The sequence below is a fragment of the Pseudomonas sp. 10(2024) genome (assembly GCF_045164175.1).
GTDB lineage: Bacteria > Pseudomonadota > Gammaproteobacteria > Pseudomonadales > Pseudomonadaceae > Aquipseudomonas > Aquipseudomonas alloputida.
On sequence record NZ_CP174006.1, the window covers coordinates 5,647,650 to 5,662,483 of the forward strand.

A 14,834-nucleotide genomic window follows, 5' to 3' on the forward strand; every position below is an offset into this window, starting at 1 on the left:
GTGAGGGCGCCGGGCAGAGGTTTGAAGGGGGTGTGCGCCTGGCTTGAGGGCAATAGTAGTGAGGCGGGGTTATTCTTAAAAATACTGTTTAAGAATTTTTATATAACCATTCAAAAGCACACATGCCCTTGTAGGAGCGGGTTTACCCGCGAATGCGGTGGTCGATGCACCATCGCATTCGCGGGTAAACCCGCTCCTACAGGGGGCCATAGGGGCCTTCAGGAGTGTTTCTGCGGCTCGCGGATCTTGTACCAGGCCACATACAGCGCCGGCAGGAACAGCAGCGTCAGCAAGGTCGCCACGATGATCCCGCCAATCATTGCGTAGGCCATGGGGCCCCAGAACACCTCGCGTGCAATCGGGATCATGCCCAGGCTCGCCGCCGCCGCGGTCAGCAGGATCGGCCGGCGCCGGTGGTTGGTGGCCTCCACCACCGCATCCCACGGCGACAAGCCCTGGGCTTCGAACTCGTCTATCTGGGTCACCAGAATCACCGAGTTACGAATGATGATACCCGCCAGCGCGAGGATGCCGAGGATCGCCACAAAGCCCATCGGCGTCCCCGTAGGCACCAGCGCCAGCACCACCCCGATCAGCCCCAGCGGCGCCACGCTGACCACCAGAAACAGCTTCTGCACGCTGTGCAGCTGGATCATCAGGAAGGTCGCCATCAGGAACAGCATCAACGGGATAACCTTGCGGATCGGCCCTTGCGCCTTGGCACTCTCCTCCACCGTACCGCCGGTAGCCACTTCGAAGCCTACCGGCAACTTGCTGGCGAATTCGTCGATCTTCGGCTTCAGCTGGGCCACCAGGTCAGTGGGCTGGATCTCGCCATTGACCGAGGCCTTGATGGTGATGGTCGGCTTGCGGTCGCGGCGCCACACCAGCGGCTGTTCCAGTTCGTAGCGCACGGTGGCGAACGACAGCAGCGGGATTGACGTGCCGTTAGGGGTAAGAATTTGCAGGTTCTGCAGGGTATCAGGCGAGCCACGCTCGCTGTCTTCGGCGCGGGCGACCACATCGACCAGGTAGATATTGTCGTTGACCTGGGTGATCTGCACGCCACTTACGATGCTGTTCATCACATTGGCAACATCTTCGGACGACAGCCCCAACTGGCGTGCCTTGTCCTGGGCAATCTCCACGCGCAGCACCTTACCCGGCTCGTTCCAGTCGTAGATCATCTCGCCGATGTGCTCGTTCTGGTCGAGCAAGGTGGCCAGCTCGATAGCGTGTTTGCGCACCTGGTCGATGTCGGCACCGCTGACCCGGTACTGAATCGGCCGGCCCACCGGCGGGCCCATCTCCAGCGATTGCACGTTGGTGCCGACGCCGACGAACTCTTCGTGCAGGATCTTCTGCAGGCGGTCCATCATGGCCTCACGCTCTTCAAAGCCCTTGCTGACAATCACCAGCTGCGCGTAGTAAGGGTTCTGCAACTGCTGATCGAGAGGCAGGTAGAAGCGGATCGCGCCCTGGCCGATGTAGGTACTCCAGTGCACCAGGTCCGGGTCGTCCTTGATCCGCGCCTCGAAACGGTCGACCACCTTGCGCGTCTCCTCGATCGAAGCGTTCTGCGGCAGGTTGAGGTCGACGAGAATTTCCGGGCGGTCCGAGGACGGGAAGAACTGGTTCTGCACAAAACGCATGCAGAAGATCGCCAGGGCGAACAGCACCACGGTGCCGATGATGGTCAACCAGCGGTTGCGCATGCACCACAGCAACCCACCTTCAAATGCCCGCCCGACCCGACCAGGCTCAGCCTCGTGAGCCTTGAGCTTGTCGCCTTTGAGAATATGCACGCCAAGCACCGGCGCGAAGAATACAGCCACCACCCACGACACGATCAGGGCCACGGCAATCACCGCGAACAGGGTGAAGGTGTATTCACCCGCAGAGCTGGCGTTGAGGCCGATAGGCACGAACCCGGCCACGGTCACCAAGGTGCCGGTAAGCATGGGGAAGGCTGTGGAGGTGTAGGCGAACGTCGCCGCCTGCTCCTTGCTTTCCCCCATTTCCAGCCGCGTGACCATCACCTCCACGGTAATCATCGCATCGTCCACCAGCAGGCCTAGTGCAATGATCAGCGCACCCAGCGAAATCCGCTGCATGGTGATGCCGCTGTACTCCATGAACACGAACACCATGGCCAGCACCAGTGGGATCGAGCAGGCCACCACCAGCCCGGCGCGCACGCCAAGACTGACAAAGCTCACGGCCAGCACGATCACCACCGCCTCGAACAGCGCGCTGGTGAAACCGCCTACCGCCTGCTTGACCACCACGGCCTGGTCAGAAACGGTGTGTACACCGACACCCACCGGCAGGTCCTGGACCACCTGGTCCATGCGCTTTTTCAACGCCGCACCGAACACCTGGATGTTACCGCCGGCCTTCATGCCGATGGCGAGGCCAATGGCTGTCTGGCCGTTGTAACGGAACATTGGCGAAGGCGGGTCGACGTAGCCGCGCTCGATGTCGGCGATATCAGCCAGGCGGAAGAAGCGGTCGTTGATCCTCAAGTTGACGGTTTGCAGGTCTTTTTCCGAGGCAAACTGCCCGGACGTACGCACCGAGATACGCTCCGGGCCGGCCTCGATCATGCCGGCCGGCGTTACCGCGTTCTGCGCTTGAAGTGCCTGCATCACCTGGCGCTGATCAATGCCCAGGGCTGCCAGCTTGCGGGTGGAGAAGTTCAGGTACAGCACTTCGTCCTGGGTGCCGACCAGCTCGATCTTGCCGATGTTGGGTACATCGCGGACCTCGGCCCGTGCCTGTTCCACGTAGTCCCGCAGTTGGCGCAGGGTCAGGCCGTCAGCGGTAAAGGCATAGATCGAGCCGAATACATCACCGAATTCGTCGTTGAAGCCCGGCCCCTGGATACCGGCGGGAAATTCGCCACGAATATCCTGGATTTTCTTGCGCACCTGATACCAGATATCCGGAATGTCCTTGGCCTTGGTGGTATCGCGAAGGTACACGTAGACCGTGGATTCGCCGGGGCGGGTGTAGCTTTTGGTGTAGTCGAGCGAGTCGAGTTCTTCGAGCTTCTTCTCGATGCGGTCGGTAACCTGGTACAGGGTTTCGTCCTGGGTCGCACCGGGCCACCGGGTCTGGATGACCATGGTCTTGATGGTGAACGACGGGTCTTCCTCGCGGCCCAGGTTGAAGTAGGAAAAAATCCCCATCAACAGGCTAACGAACATCAGGTACCAGACGAACGATTGATGCTTGAGTGCCCAGTCGGACAGGTTGAAGCTTCCTTTCATTGCGCATCCTCGTCGAAGGTGACCTTCTGGCCAGGCTTGAGGCTGTTGACGCCGGCGGTGACCACACGCTCACCGGGCTGCACACCGGCGCTCAGCACGATGCTGTCAGCGGTGCGGTCGATCAGCGCCACGTCACGGGTGGCCACGGTCTTGTTCTGCGTATCGATCACCCACACCTGGGTCTTGCCATCGCGCTCGAGCAAGGCACTCAAGGGCAGTTCGCTGCGCGGGGACACTTCCGAGCTAAGGGTCACACTGATGGCGGTGCCGAGGTGAAAGGCCGCCGGTGTGCTGGCCAGGGTCAGGCGAGCGCGGCGGGTACGGGTGGTAGCATCAGCCTGGGGCTCCAGTTCACGCAGGCTGGCCGTGGTGTTGATGGTCGGGTCCAGTTGCGAGGCAACGGTGAAGGTCAGGCCTTTGCTCAACTGCTCGGCCAGGCCGATCGGCAGGTCGATTACCGCCTCCTTCACGTCCGGCCGGGCCAGGGTCACCACGGCTTGCCCGGCGGTAACGGTTTGCCCGGCTTCGGCCTGCCACGCGGTAATCACGGCAGCGTGGTCTGCACGCAGGGTGCTGTAGTCGAGCTGGTCACGGGCCTGGCTGACGGCGGAGCGCGCCTGCTCCAACGCCGCACTGGTGGTTTTCAGGTTGGTCTGGGCGATATCCAGCTGTGCCTGGGCGCCTACCCCACGGTCATACAACTGCTGCTGGCGACGGGCATCGGCCTGGGCGTTGATCCACTGTGCCTGCACCTTGGCCAGATCGCCTTCGGCGGCGCGCAACTGGTTCTGCTGGTCGGTCGGGTCCAGGGTGGCCAAGGTGTCGCCCGGCTTCACCTGGGCGCCCACGTCCAGCCACCGCCGGGCAATGCGCCCGGAAACCCGGAAGCCCAAGGTGCTTTCGAAGCGCGCCTGGATACTGCCGGCGAAGCGGCCCAGCTGCGACTGCACCTGAGGTTCGACCTTGACCGACAGCACGGGCCGGATCGCCTCGGGTGCCTCTTCTTCGCTACTGCAACCGACCAGCAGCACAGCGGCCGAGAGCATCAGCAACAGACGCTTCATAGCTCACCCCCCGGGCCCTTGGCATCGACCTTCTGTACCTGCATGCCGGGGTGCAGCAACTGGCCACCGTTGACCACTACGGTCTCGCCGCCTTTCAGGCCGCTGGCGACCACGATCTTGCCGGTGAGGTAACGGCGGATTTCGACCTTGCGCAGTTCCACCTTGTCGCCCTCGCCCACCACCCACACGGCAGGCTCATGCAAGGCCTTGGTCAGTGCCGACCATGGCAGCTCGATGCTGGGCCGGCCCTGGGCGTTGGTGGTGGCAGTAACCGGTGCCCCCAACTGCATCCCGGGCGGCACGTCCTTGAGCCCTACCTTGACCTGCACGGTGCCGCTTTGCGCCGACACGGTGGGGGTTATTTCGCGCACGAAGCCACGGGCCTGGACCTTGGGATCGTCCAGCAGGCTCACGACTACCCCGGCATCGCTGGGCGGCGCCACCAGCAGCGACTCGTAGACGTTGAACACCGCATCGCGGTCGCCATCGACGGCCAGGCTGAAGATCGGCATGGTCGCCTGCACCACCTGGCCAACCTCGGCCTGACGCTCGGTGATCACCCCGGCGGCCTCGGAGACCAGTGCGGTGTAGCTGAGTTGCTCGTTGGCATTGGCCAGTTGCGCCTGGGCGGCCTTGAGTGCGCTCTGATTGCTGCGCAGCGCGGCCTCGGCAGCATCGTACTCGCTCTGGCTGGTGTAGCCCTTGGGCAGCAGTTTTTGCTGGCGCACGAAGGCCGCACTGGTCTGGGTGACCCGCGCCTGCGCGGCGAATACCTCGGCCTTGGCCGAGTCGACATTGTTCTGCAGGTCTTTCGGGTCAAGCCGGGCGAGCACCTGGTTGGCCTTGACGTGATCGCCCACGTCGACGCTACGCGAAATGATCTTGCCGCCGACGCGGAATGACAAATCGGTCTGCACCCGCGCCTGCACGTCGCCGGTCAAAGTGACCCTGGCAGCGAAATCGGTGGGTTGTACCTGCTGCACACCCACCCGAGGCAGTGTCTCGGGGACCTCTTCCTTGCTACAGCCGGTGAGCATGTACAACAGCCCCAGGCAGACGACCGACAGCGGACGCATCAACGCCATGCTGGCTCCTTGCTTGTGCACAAATGATTTGTGGGATGCGACTGTGAGCGTAGTTCAGGGTTCGATAAACATCACTGACGGGGCCACGCTGGCATTTTTGTTGCCGGCCCCGGCGGGTTCATAGCGAAAGGGCCGCGCCGAGCCGGAGCAGCCGCCTCAGAAAGGAAAAAATCCGAGGCATGCAATGGAGCTCGGAGTCAGCACGATGGCTTACTGATGACCTGACATTTCTACCAGTAGCCGGGCACTCCCCGCCACTGCACACTGTATTCAAACTGATGTTTTCACCTGTGCGAGCAATAATCAGGTAGCTCTCTGCTATTCCGAATCCCAGGAGACCGCATGGCCGCTGCAAAACAAACACTGCGCTTCTATCAGAACAGCCATGTTTCTACCGAAGTCAAAGACGCTCTGACACATTCGGTGCTCCGGCATGCGGGTGGTCTTTTAGCGCAACGCGCCTCAGCTGCTGACGAAGGTCACTTACTCATGGGCGTTAACAATACTGACACCGTCATGACCGAGTTAGGGCATGCCGTGATGAAGGAGTATCCCTACAGCCCTTATGGCCACCGCCCCGCTCGTAGCGAATCGAACATCCCCTTGGCATTCAACGGCGAGTCGCTGGACTCGGCAACAGGCTGCTATGCACTGGGTAATGGCTATCGTCTGTATAACCCCACGATCGAGAGGTTCTACAGCCCAGATAATCTTAGTCCATTCGGGAAAGGTGGGTTGAACGCTTATATGTATTGTGCGGGTGACCCGGTAAATCGCGTTGATCCCACAGGACACTTAAGTTTCGCCATCATTAGGGTGGGGCAATATACCGCAATCGCCACCGGGGTTGTTGGAGCCGGTTTGACGATCGCTGGGATGTTTAAAAAGTCCAAAAAACTACAACTGGCTGGAGGATTACTTTCCGGAGTAAGCCTACTGATCATGGGGGCTGTGCCATTTGCTATACGAAGAGCGCGCATTATCTCTGCCAGAGCACCCTCAGCCCCTCGCCCTGGCCTTAACTCTAGCCGTATGTCTACACGTAGCGAGTTACCTCCAGCTTACGACCCCCCACCAGATTACGAATACCCACCAGCTTACGCTAATATTGAGACAACATCTCCACCAACTCGCCAAGACGCTGCGCGAGCGCTTCAGCCAATCTTGACTGAGGCCTCTGTTGATACAAACCTCGAGACAGTCTCAGTTAAACTCAGGACCGTAAGGGGCTCCGGACCATAAAATCGAAACTGAGGTAAATCCACTTAACAGGCGCGATATCAGGCCTAAGCCGTGAGCTGGCTCGAGCGCTTGCTTCTTGCTTGCGCAGCCAGCCCGCAGCGGGGATGCGACTGTGAGCGTAGTTCAGGGTTCGATAAACATCACTGGCGGGGGATCATTCCGACATTTTCACAGCCGGTGCGGGCCTCGCACAAATGAATCGTGGGATGCGAGGGAAAGCGTAGATCAGGGTTCATTGAACGTCATGAACCTGAATGTTTTTAGCCGCATCCAAGCAGCAGGAAAAGCGCAGCTAATTCACAAAAGCACTCGCTGAGACCTGATATTTCTAATAGTTGCCAAACGGCCAGAAAAGTAGAGAGTCAACCTGTAAAGGAGGACCTAATAATGACGAAGCTGAGCGATATCAATCGAAACCATACATTCACCCCCTACGGGCACTCAAAGACGCCCCGTAACCCTACCAACTCTTTACAGTTTCACGGCGAATTTCTACACAGCACAGTGGGCTTATACTTTCTTGGTCTTGGCGCCCGAACATACAACCCCAGAATTTTTCGTTTCCACTCCAGCGATAGCTTGAGTCCTTTTTCGCTTGGCGGTATCAACTCATATACCTATTGCTTAAATGACCCCATAAATCTATCCGACCCAACAGGCCGCTCACCCCTATTACTTCGCCCCAAGACAATAACACTCGATACAAACTGGACATTGAAATCCAGACCTGACTATGTGCAAAAACAGCTTCGCTGGGGAAACTCGAGCGCTAAAATCTTCAATTCAGATGAGAGCCCAGCTACGCTATCAGCTACGCCACCATCCAAACAACAACTCCATGAATCTTCACATAGCATACTACCCTCACGACGAGCTCCCGAATACATTAACGTAGCCCCTCAAGCAATCGCTAGGCTTCCTGACAGCACTCGCATTTCTTTAAGAGGTTATATTCGCACTGCAAATCAGCACAACGACTTCAAAGCTCAGAACGTTCGGCACCTTCCTTCAGATTCGCCAATAGTCAAGGATTTCATTCAAAATTTCGGTGAAGCCAGGCGCCTACGCACTGCCTTGAAAGAAATCTACAGAACCACTCTCGATGAATTAGAACGTAATTTGCTGTCTACCGTTCTCCGCGTCAGGCTGTGAAGCGTACTCAAAGATAGCCCTGCGGCTAAAGGAAAGTAGTATCTCGTCGCCACTACTCGCAACGCAGCGACGTGAGTTCATGAAAGTCATACACCTTCAGGGCCTCTTCGCGGGCACGCCCGCTCCCCCCAGAGAGAGCGCACTATCTGAGACTTGCGCGGTACCTGTGGGAGCGGGCGTGCCCGCGAAGAGGCCTCCACAGCCATGTATCAGTATCTGCCATATCCAGAAACCATCAGGCATCGGCCATCCCCGCTCCAACCGCTACCTTTCACAGGGAGGTTCACATTCAAGGAAGATCAAAATGCCGTTAGCCGAATCCCACCGATTGCGCCGTGGGCGCTTCTCCGAGCCCGGCAGGCTCTACATGCTGACCACCATCACGCATCAACGCAAACCATTGTTCCGCGACTTCCACCATGCCCGTTTGGTGGTCAAACACCTTCGGGTCTCAGATGACATTCAGGACTGCCGATCGTTGGCCTGGGTAGTGATGCCGGACCATCTGCATTGGCTGATTGAGCTGAAAGAAGTGACATTGGGAACGTTGATGCGCAAGTTCAAATCACGCACAGCGATTGCCTTGCGCAAGGCCGGTGTCGGGCACAAGCCGATATGGCAACCGGGTTACCAGGACCATGCGCTGCGGCGGGAAGAGAGTGTGGTTCATGTAGCCCGGTACATTGTTGCCAATCCCTTGAGGGCTGGATTGGTCAGAAGTATCAGGGACTATCCACATTGGGATGCGGTATGGCTTTGAATCGGTGCTGGAGCCTTCGCGGGCATGCCCGCTCCCACAGGGCTCTGGACTGCGCCCCAAATGTTGGATACTCGGCGTTAGCCTATCTCAGCCTGAACCCTGTAGGCCACAGGGCTCAGGCCGTTCAGTTTCATTTTTATCCGGTCATGGTTGTAGTAGTGGATGTATTCATCCAGGCCCGCCTTAAGCTCTGCAACATTCTCGAAGCGTTCGCGGTAGAAGTATTCCGACTTGAGCGTCCCAAAAAAGCTCTCCATCGCAGCGTTGTCTAGGCAATTGCCCTTACGTGACATGCTTTGCTCAAGACCTGCCTCTTTCAACCGTTTGCAGTAGTCGGGATACCGGTAGTGCCAGCCTTGATCTGAGTGCAGAAGCGGATTGCTACCCGCTGGAAGTCGATTAATCGCCGCCTCCAGCATCTCACCTACCAGTGTGAAGCGTGGCCGGGTGGCGGTGTGGTACGCAACGATCTCACCGTTGTACAGGTCCATCACCGGCGAGAGGTAGAGCTTTTCCCCAGCCACTTTGAACTCGGTGACGTCCGTCACCCATTTCTGGTTGGGCTGTTCGGCTTTGAAATCGCGCTTGAGGATGTTCGGTGCTGCTTCACCCATTAGTCCCCGATAAGATTTGTACTTCTTGAGGCGTACGGTGCATTTGAGGTCCAGCTCAACCATTAGGCGGCGTACTTTTTTACTGTTAACCATTTGTCCTTCGCTGCGTAGCGTAGAGGTGATCCGACGATAACCATAACGGCCTCGGTGCCGGTGGCTGATCTCCTGGATTGCCGCCTTGAGCGAGGCACACTGATCCCCGGCCGCGAGCACGCCAAGCTGGTAGTAGTAAGTACTGCGGGGCAGGCCAGCCACCTTGAGCAGTCGGGTAAGCGAGTAGCGCTTACGCAGCGCCGCCACTAGCCGGGTTTTTTCCTGGCTATCTTCAGCCTCGCCTTCTCCTCGTCTAACTCCTCGAGCTTTTTTAGGTAAGCGTTCTCCACTTCAAGCATGGCCAACCTCTCGAGCAACTCCGCGCGGGTGAGTTCCTCAATGGGCTTGGAAGCAGTTTCTACAGGCTTGCGTGGAGCTTTGCGCATCGCGGTAACCAGCATCTCTTTACGGTTGGACAGGGACTGACTCCCGCCACTGTAATACTGTTCTTGCCACCTGCGAACCAGTGTCGAGTTGCCGAGATTAAAAAGTGCTGCCGTGGCCCGTAACGAGAGGTTGTCGCGCAGCTTGCGGTGGATAACGCCGAGTTTGAATTCGACGCTGTAGTGGCCGCCTGGTTTGTTAAGACTGGCCTCACCGTGCACGCGATAGGCCTCGACCCAGCGGCGAAGCAGGGTCGGATCGATCTGGAACTGCGCGGCGATATGGCGAAAGCCCCGCCCGCGATCAAGAAACGCTTGGATAGCAGACAGCTTGAACTGCTTTGAATATTTGCTCATAAAAACCCCAGAAGATGGACGGATGTCCAACATCTGGGGTGCAGTCCACTCCCCACAACCCTGAAGGCTGTGATACCCCTGCCCCACAGGGCTCAGCACAACCCTGAAGGCTGTGACACCCCTGCCCCACAGGGCTCAGCACAACCCTGAAGGCTGTGATACCCCTGCCCCACAGGGCTCAGCACAACCCTGAAGGCTGTGATACCCCTACCCCACAGGGCTCAGCACAACCCTGAAGGCTGTGATACCCCTGCCTCACAGGGCTCAGCACAACCCTGAAGGCTGTGATACCCCTGCCCCACAGGGCTCAGCACAACCCTGAAGGCTGTGATACCCCTACCCCACAGGGCTCAGCACAACCCTGAAGGCTGTGATACCCCTGCCCCACAGGGCTCACCACAACCCTGAAAGCTATGACACCCCTACCCCACACGGCTCACCACAATCCTGAAAGCTATGACACCCCTACCCCACAGGGCTCACCACAACCCTGAAGATCGTGATGCCCCTGCCCCACAGGGCTCAGCACAACCCTGAAGGCTGTGAGGTCCCTGTGGGAGCGGGCGTGCCCGCGAAAGGGCCCGGTCAGGCCGACGCAGCCACCTGCGCCGGGCGCTTGACCTGCGGCTGCGAAGCGTTGGCTGCAGCACCCTCTTCGATCGCCTGCTGAATCGCCTTGCGACGACGCTCTTCGGCCTGGCGGCTGAAGTACCAGACGAAGAAGGTCACCAGCGATACCGACAGCAAGATCAGGCTGGCCACGGCGTTGATCTCAGGCTTCACACCCAGGCGCACCGCCGAGAACACTTCCATCGGCAAGGTGGTCGAGCCAGGCCCGGAGACGAAGCTGGCCAAGACCAGGTCGTCCAGCGACAGGGCGAACGACATCATGCCGCCCGCCGCCAGCGATGGCGCGATCATCGGGATGGTGATCAGGAAGAACACCTTCCACGGCTTGGCACCCAGGTCCATCGCCGCTTCCTCGATCGACAGGTCCAGTTCACGCAGGCGAGCCGACACCACCACCGCCACATACGCCGCACAGAACGTTGTATGGGCGATCCAGATGGTGACGACACCACGCTCCTGCGGCCAGCCGATCATCTGCGCCATGGCAACGAACAGCAGCAACAGCGACAGACCGGTGATCACTTCGGGCATTACCAGCGGCGCAGTGACCAGGCCACCGAACAGCGTGCGGCCCTTGAAGCGGGTGACGCGGGTCAGCACGAAGGCCGCCAGGGTACCCAGCGCCACCGCTGCCACCGCCGTGTAGCAAGCGATTTCCAGCGAGCGCATCACCGAACCCATCAGCTGGGAGTTGTCGAGCAGGCCGACGTACCATTTGATCGACCAGCCGCCCCACACCGTCACCAGCTTGGAGGCGTTGAACGAGTAGATCACAAGGATCAGCATCGGCAAGTAGATGAACAGCAAGCCGAGCACCAGCATCAGCTTGGAGAAACTGAAGCGTTTCATGCGCGGCCCTCCATCTCTTTGGCCTGGCTACGGTTGAACAGCAGGATCGGCACGATCAGGATCGCCAGCATCACCACCGCCAGGGCGGATGCCACCGGCCAGTCACGGTTGTTGAAGAACTCCTGCCACAGCACTTTACCGATCATCAGGGTTTCCGGGCCGCCGAGCAGTTCCGGGATCACGAACTCGCCCACCACCGGGATGAACACCAGCATGCAGCCGGCGATGATGCCGTTTTTCGACAACGGTACCGTGATCTTCCAGAAGCTGTTGAAGGTGCTCGAACCCAGGTCGGAGGCAGCTTCGAGCAGGCTCGGATCATGCTTCACCAGGTTGGCGAACAGCGGCAGGATCATGAATGGCAGGTACGAATAGACCACGCCGATGTATACCGCCAGGTTGGTGTTGAGGATCTGCAATGGCTGGTCGATCAAGCCGGTCCACAGGAGGAAACCGTTGAGCAGGCCGTTGTTGCTGAGAATACCCATCCAGGCATAGACGCGGATCAGGATCGCGGTCCAGGTTGGCATCATGATCAGCAACAGCAGGACCGTCTGGGTCTCCTTCTTGGCGTTGGCAATGGCGTAGGCCATCGGGAAGCCGATCAGCAGGCACAGCAGGGTGCTGAAGAACGCCATCTTCAACGAACCCAGATAGGCCGAGAGGTACAGCTCATCCTCGGTCAACAGCCCGTAGTTGGCCAGGTTGAGGACCAGCTGGATCTTGTCTTCGACGTAGGTGTAGATCTCGGTATACGGCGGAATTGCCACGTCAGCTTCGGCAAAACTGATCTTCAGGACGATGAAGAACGGCAGCATGAAGAACAGGAACAGCCAGATGAACGGCACGCCGATCACCAAGTGCCGCCCCTCCGGGACCAGACGCTGGAAGGCTCGCTTGAGCTTGCGCAGTTTCATGACCGCAGTACCACGCCGCTGTCGTCTTCCCACCATACGTACACTTCATCGCCCCAGGTAGGACGGGTACCTTGGCGCTCGGCGTTGGCAACGAACGACTGGACGACCTTGCCGCTCGGCAGCTCCACATAGAACACCGAGTGGCCGCCCAGGTAGGCGATGTCGTGGATCTTGCCGCGCGACCAGTTGTGCTCGCAGGTTGGCTGCTGGGTGGTGACCAGCATCTTTTCCGGACGCAGGGCGTAGGTGATGTGCTTGTCTTCCACCGAGGTGGTGATGCCGTGGCCCACGTAGATCTTGCGCTCCAGCTCCGGGCTGGCAATGATCGCGTAGCCTTCGGCGTCGTCGACCACGTCACCTTCGAACAGGTTGACGTTACCGATGAACTCGCACACCAGGCGGCTGGTAGGTGTCTCGTAGATGTCCACTGGCGAACCGATCTGGGCGATCCAGCCCAGGTGCATGATGGCGATGCGCTGGGCCATGGTCATGGCCTCTTCCTGGTCGTGGGTCACCATCACGCAGGTTACCCCCACGCGCTCGATGATCTCGACCAGCTCCAGCTGCATCTGCGAACGCAGTTTCTTGTCCAGTGCCCCCATCGGCTCGTCGAGCAGCAGCAGTTTGGGCCGCTTGGCCAACGAGCGGGCCAACGCCACACGCTGACGCTGGCCGCCCGACAACTGGTGCGGCTTGCGCTTGGCGTACTGGGTCATGTGCACCAGCTTGAGCATCTCGGCCACGCGGGCATCGATCTCGGCCTTGGGCAGCTTGTCCTGCTGCAGGCCGAAGGCGATGTTCTGCGCCACGGTCATGTGCGGGAACAGCGCGTAGGACTGGAACATCATATTGATCGGCCGCTCGTAGGGCGGCATGTCGGTAATGTCGACGCCATCGAGGAAGATCCGACCTTCGGATGGGCGCTCGAAGCCGGCCAGCATGCGCAGCAAGGTAGACTTGCCGGAACCGGAGCCACCCAGCAAGGCGAATATCTCACCCTTGCGAATTTCCAGGGACACATCGTCCACGGCTACCGTTTCGTCGAACTTTTTCGTGACCCGGTCGATCTTGACCAGCACCTGCTTGGGTTGCTGGTCACCCTCGAGGGCTTTTTTATAGGCACCGGAGGCAACTGCCATGAGTGAAACTCCCAACAAGATTTTTGTGCCCGCGCGGCCAGACCTGCAGAGGCCGCCGCGGGTCTGGATTTTTTACTTGCCCGACTTGACCTTGGTCCAGCTACGGGTCATCAGCCGTTGCACCTTGGGTGGCAACTCTGAGTTCACGAACATCTTGTTCAGCACTTCCTGCGATGGGTAAACCGCAGCGTCAGTCCTCACGGCCTGGTCCATCAGGTCGCCAGCCTTGGGGTTCGGGTTGGCGTAACCGACGTAATCACTGACCTGGGCGATAACCTCAGGTTTCAGCAAATAGTTGATGAAGGCATGCGCCTCTTTGACGTTCTTGGCGTCCTTGGGGATCGCCAGCACGTCGAACCAGAGGTTGCCGCCTTCCTTGGGAATGGCGTAGGCCAGGTTCACGCCCTTCTTCGCTTCTTCTGCGCGGGCCTTGGCCTGGAACACATCACCCGAGAAACCTGCCGCGACGCAGATGTCGCCGTTGGCCAGGTCGGTGATGTACTTGGACGAGTGGAAGTAGGTCACGTACGGGCGCACGGCCAGCAGCTTCTGCTCGGCCTTGGCGTAATCCTTGGGGTCGGTGCTGTTCGGGTTGAGGCCCATGTAGTTGAGCACCGCTGGCAGCATTTCGTCCGCCGAGTCGAGGAAGGCCACACCGCACTTGGAGAGCTTCTTCATGTTTTCGGGTTCGAACAGCACGGCCCAGGAGTCGATGGTGTCCACGCCCAGCGCGGCCTTGACCTTGTCGACGTTGTAACCGATGCCGTTGGTACCCCACAGGTAAGGCACCGCGTACTGGTTGCCCGGGTCGTTCTTTTCCAGGCGCTTCATCAACGCCGGGTCGAGATTGGAATAGTTGGGCAGCAGGTTCTTGTCGAGCTTCTGAAAGGCGCCCGCCTTGATCTGCTTGCCGAGGAAATGGTTGGACGGCACCACCACGTCATAGCCGGTGTTACCGGCCAGCAGCTTGCCTTCCAGGGTTTCGTTGGAGTCGAACACATCTTGCACAGGCTTGATGCCCGTGGCTTTCTCGAAGTCCGCGAGTGTGGTGGGGCCGATGTAGTCGGACCAGTTATAGAAGTGCACCGTCGGCGCCGCTTGGACGCTGCATGCCAGCGTCAGGCCCGCGCCAGCCATCAAGGCCTTGCGGAATACAGAAATAGACAAGTGGGGGTCCTCACAATCAGTGCCTGGGTAGCGACAATGCTGCCGCACACGCAAAACCGGCGCGCAACTTAACTTCGCAGCTTCGATGCCGCAATCATCAATTACCTTTC

At 59.2% G+C, this 14,834-nt stretch carries 11 protein-coding genes; 3 read left to right on the plus strand and 8 right to left on the minus strand.

The window, feature by feature from the left end; genetic code table 11:
* Window positions 1-218 precede the first annotated feature (218 nt).
* Genes ACI7M0_RS25505 through ACI7M0_RS25515 form a run of 3 tightly spaced genes read right to left on the minus strand, consistent with a single transcriptional unit; the run spans window position 219 to window position 5,421 of the window.
* Complete coding sequence (locus ACI7M0_RS25505) at window positions 219-3,272, minus strand: efflux RND transporter permease subunit (RefSeq protein ID WP_104962759.1); 3,054 nt, start codon at window positions 3,270-3,272, stop codon at window positions 219-221.
* The gene (locus ACI7M0_RS25510) at window positions 3,269-4,336 is read right to left on the minus strand and encodes an efflux RND transporter periplasmic adaptor subunit (protein ID WP_020192410.1); all 1,068 of its coding nucleotides are present in this window, start codon (window positions 4,334-4,336) and stop codon (window positions 3,269-3,271) included. The genes ACI7M0_RS25505 and ACI7M0_RS25510 overlap by 4 nt, the downstream gene beginning before the upstream one ends.
* Window positions 4,333-5,421 carry an efflux RND transporter periplasmic adaptor subunit gene (locus ACI7M0_RS25515; RefSeq protein ID WP_104962760.1) on the minus strand — a complete coding sequence of 363 codons (1,089 nt, stop codon included), beginning with the start codon at window positions 5,419-5,421 and terminating at the stop codon, window positions 4,333-4,335. The genes ACI7M0_RS25510 and ACI7M0_RS25515 overlap by 4 nt, the downstream gene beginning before the upstream one ends.
* A gap of 342 nt (window positions 5,422-5,763) precedes the next feature.
* On the opposite strand from ACI7M0_RS25515, the gene ACI7M0_RS25520 reads away from it, so the two are divergent.
* The 3 genes from ACI7M0_RS25520 (at window position 5,764) to ACI7M0_RS25530 (ending at window position 8,575) form a co-directional block, all read left to right on the plus strand.
* Window positions 5,764-6,663 (plus strand): RHS repeat-associated core domain-containing protein, encoded by a 900-nt coding sequence (locus ACI7M0_RS25520; RefSeq protein WP_129932845.1) that lies wholly within the window; start codon window positions 5,764-5,766, stop codon window positions 6,661-6,663.
* A 387-nt stretch (window positions 6,664-7,050) separates the two neighbouring features.
* Window positions 7,051-7,815 carry an RHS repeat-associated core domain-containing protein gene (locus ACI7M0_RS25525; RefSeq protein ID WP_129932844.1) on the plus strand — a complete coding sequence of 255 codons (765 nt, stop codon included), beginning with the start codon at window positions 7,051-7,053 and terminating at the stop codon, window positions 7,813-7,815.
* Window positions 7,816-8,119: 304 nt separating this feature from the next.
* Complete coding sequence (locus tag ACI7M0_RS25530) at window positions 8,120-8,575, plus strand: REP-associated tyrosine transposase (protein ID WP_129932843.1); 456 nt, start codon at window positions 8,120-8,122, stop codon at window positions 8,573-8,575.
* A gap of 77 nt (window positions 8,576-8,652) precedes the next feature.
* On the opposite strand, the gene ACI7M0_RS25535 is transcribed toward ACI7M0_RS25530, so the two are convergent.
* The 5 genes from ACI7M0_RS25535 to ACI7M0_RS25555 form a co-directional block, all read right to left on the minus strand.
* Window positions 8,653-10,022, minus strand: a protein-coding gene (locus tag ACI7M0_RS25535) for an IS3 family transposase (protein WP_256658304.1) whose coding sequence is annotated in 2 segments (ribosomal slippage) — window positions 8,653-9,540 and window positions 9,543-10,022 — 1,368 coding nt in all. Because the reading frame shifts where the segments join, the coding sequence is not laid out codon by codon here.
* A gap of 585 nt (window positions 10,023-10,607) precedes the next feature.
* Window positions 10,608-11,501, minus strand: coding sequence for an ABC transporter permease subunit (locus tag ACI7M0_RS25540; RefSeq protein WP_129933963.1), 894 nt, complete (start codon window positions 11,499-11,501; stop codon window positions 10,608-10,610).
* Window positions 11,498-12,418, minus strand: a complete 921-nt coding sequence (locus tag ACI7M0_RS25545) for an ABC transporter permease subunit (protein WP_003253736.1) — start codon at window positions 12,416-12,418, stop codon at window positions 11,498-11,500. The genes ACI7M0_RS25540 and ACI7M0_RS25545 overlap by 4 nt, the downstream gene beginning before the upstream one ends.
* Window positions 12,415-13,557 (minus strand): polyamine ABC transporter ATP-binding protein, encoded by a 1,143-nt coding sequence (gene potA / locus ACI7M0_RS25550; protein ID WP_104962763.1) that lies wholly within the window; start codon window positions 13,555-13,557, stop codon window positions 12,415-12,417. Before potA ends, ACI7M0_RS25545 begins: the two co-directional genes overlap by 4 nt.
* 72 nt (window positions 13,558-13,629) lie before the next feature.
* Entirely contained in the window at window positions 13,630-14,724 is a 1,095-nt protein-coding gene (locus ACI7M0_RS25555) for a polyamine ABC transporter substrate-binding protein (protein ID WP_104962764.1), read from the minus strand.
* Window positions 14,725-14,834 lie beyond the last annotated feature (110 nt).

Bases quoted from the DNA above. Each gene is read 5' to 3' on its own strand.
- ACI7M0_RS25505 (WP_104962759.1), bottom strand. From the start codon at position 3,272: ATGAAAGGAAGCTTCAACCTGTCCGACTGGGCACTCAAGCATCAATCG.
- ACI7M0_RS25510 (WP_020192410.1), bottom strand. From the start codon at position 4,336: ATGAAGCGTCTGTTGCTGATGCTCTCGGCCGCTGTGCTGCTGGTCGGT.
- ACI7M0_RS25515 (WP_104962760.1), bottom strand. From the start codon at position 5,421: ATGGCGTTGATGCGTCCGCTGTCGGTCGTCTGCCTGGGGCTGTTGTAC.
- ACI7M0_RS25520 (WP_129932845.1), top strand. From the start codon at position 5,764: ATGGCCGCTGCAAAACAAACACTGCGCTTCTATCAGAACAGCCATGTT.
- ACI7M0_RS25525 (WP_129932844.1), top strand. From the start codon at position 7,051: ATGACGAAGCTGAGCGATATCAATCGAAACCATACATTCACCCCCTAC.
- ACI7M0_RS25530 (WP_129932843.1), top strand. From the start codon at position 8,120: ATGCCGTTAGCCGAATCCCACCGATTGCGCCGTGGGCGCTTCTCCGAG.
- ACI7M0_RS25540 (WP_129933963.1), bottom strand. From the start codon at position 11,501: ATGAAACGCTTCAGTTTCTCCAAGCTGATGCTGGTGCTCGGCTTGCTG.
- ACI7M0_RS25545 (WP_003253736.1), bottom strand. From the start codon at position 12,418: ATGAAACTGCGCAAGCTCAAGCGAGCCTTCCAGCGTCTGGTCCCGGAG.
- potA (WP_104962763.1), bottom strand. From the start codon at position 13,557: ATGGCAGTTGCCTCCGGTGCCTATAAAAAAGCCCTCGAGGGTGACCAG.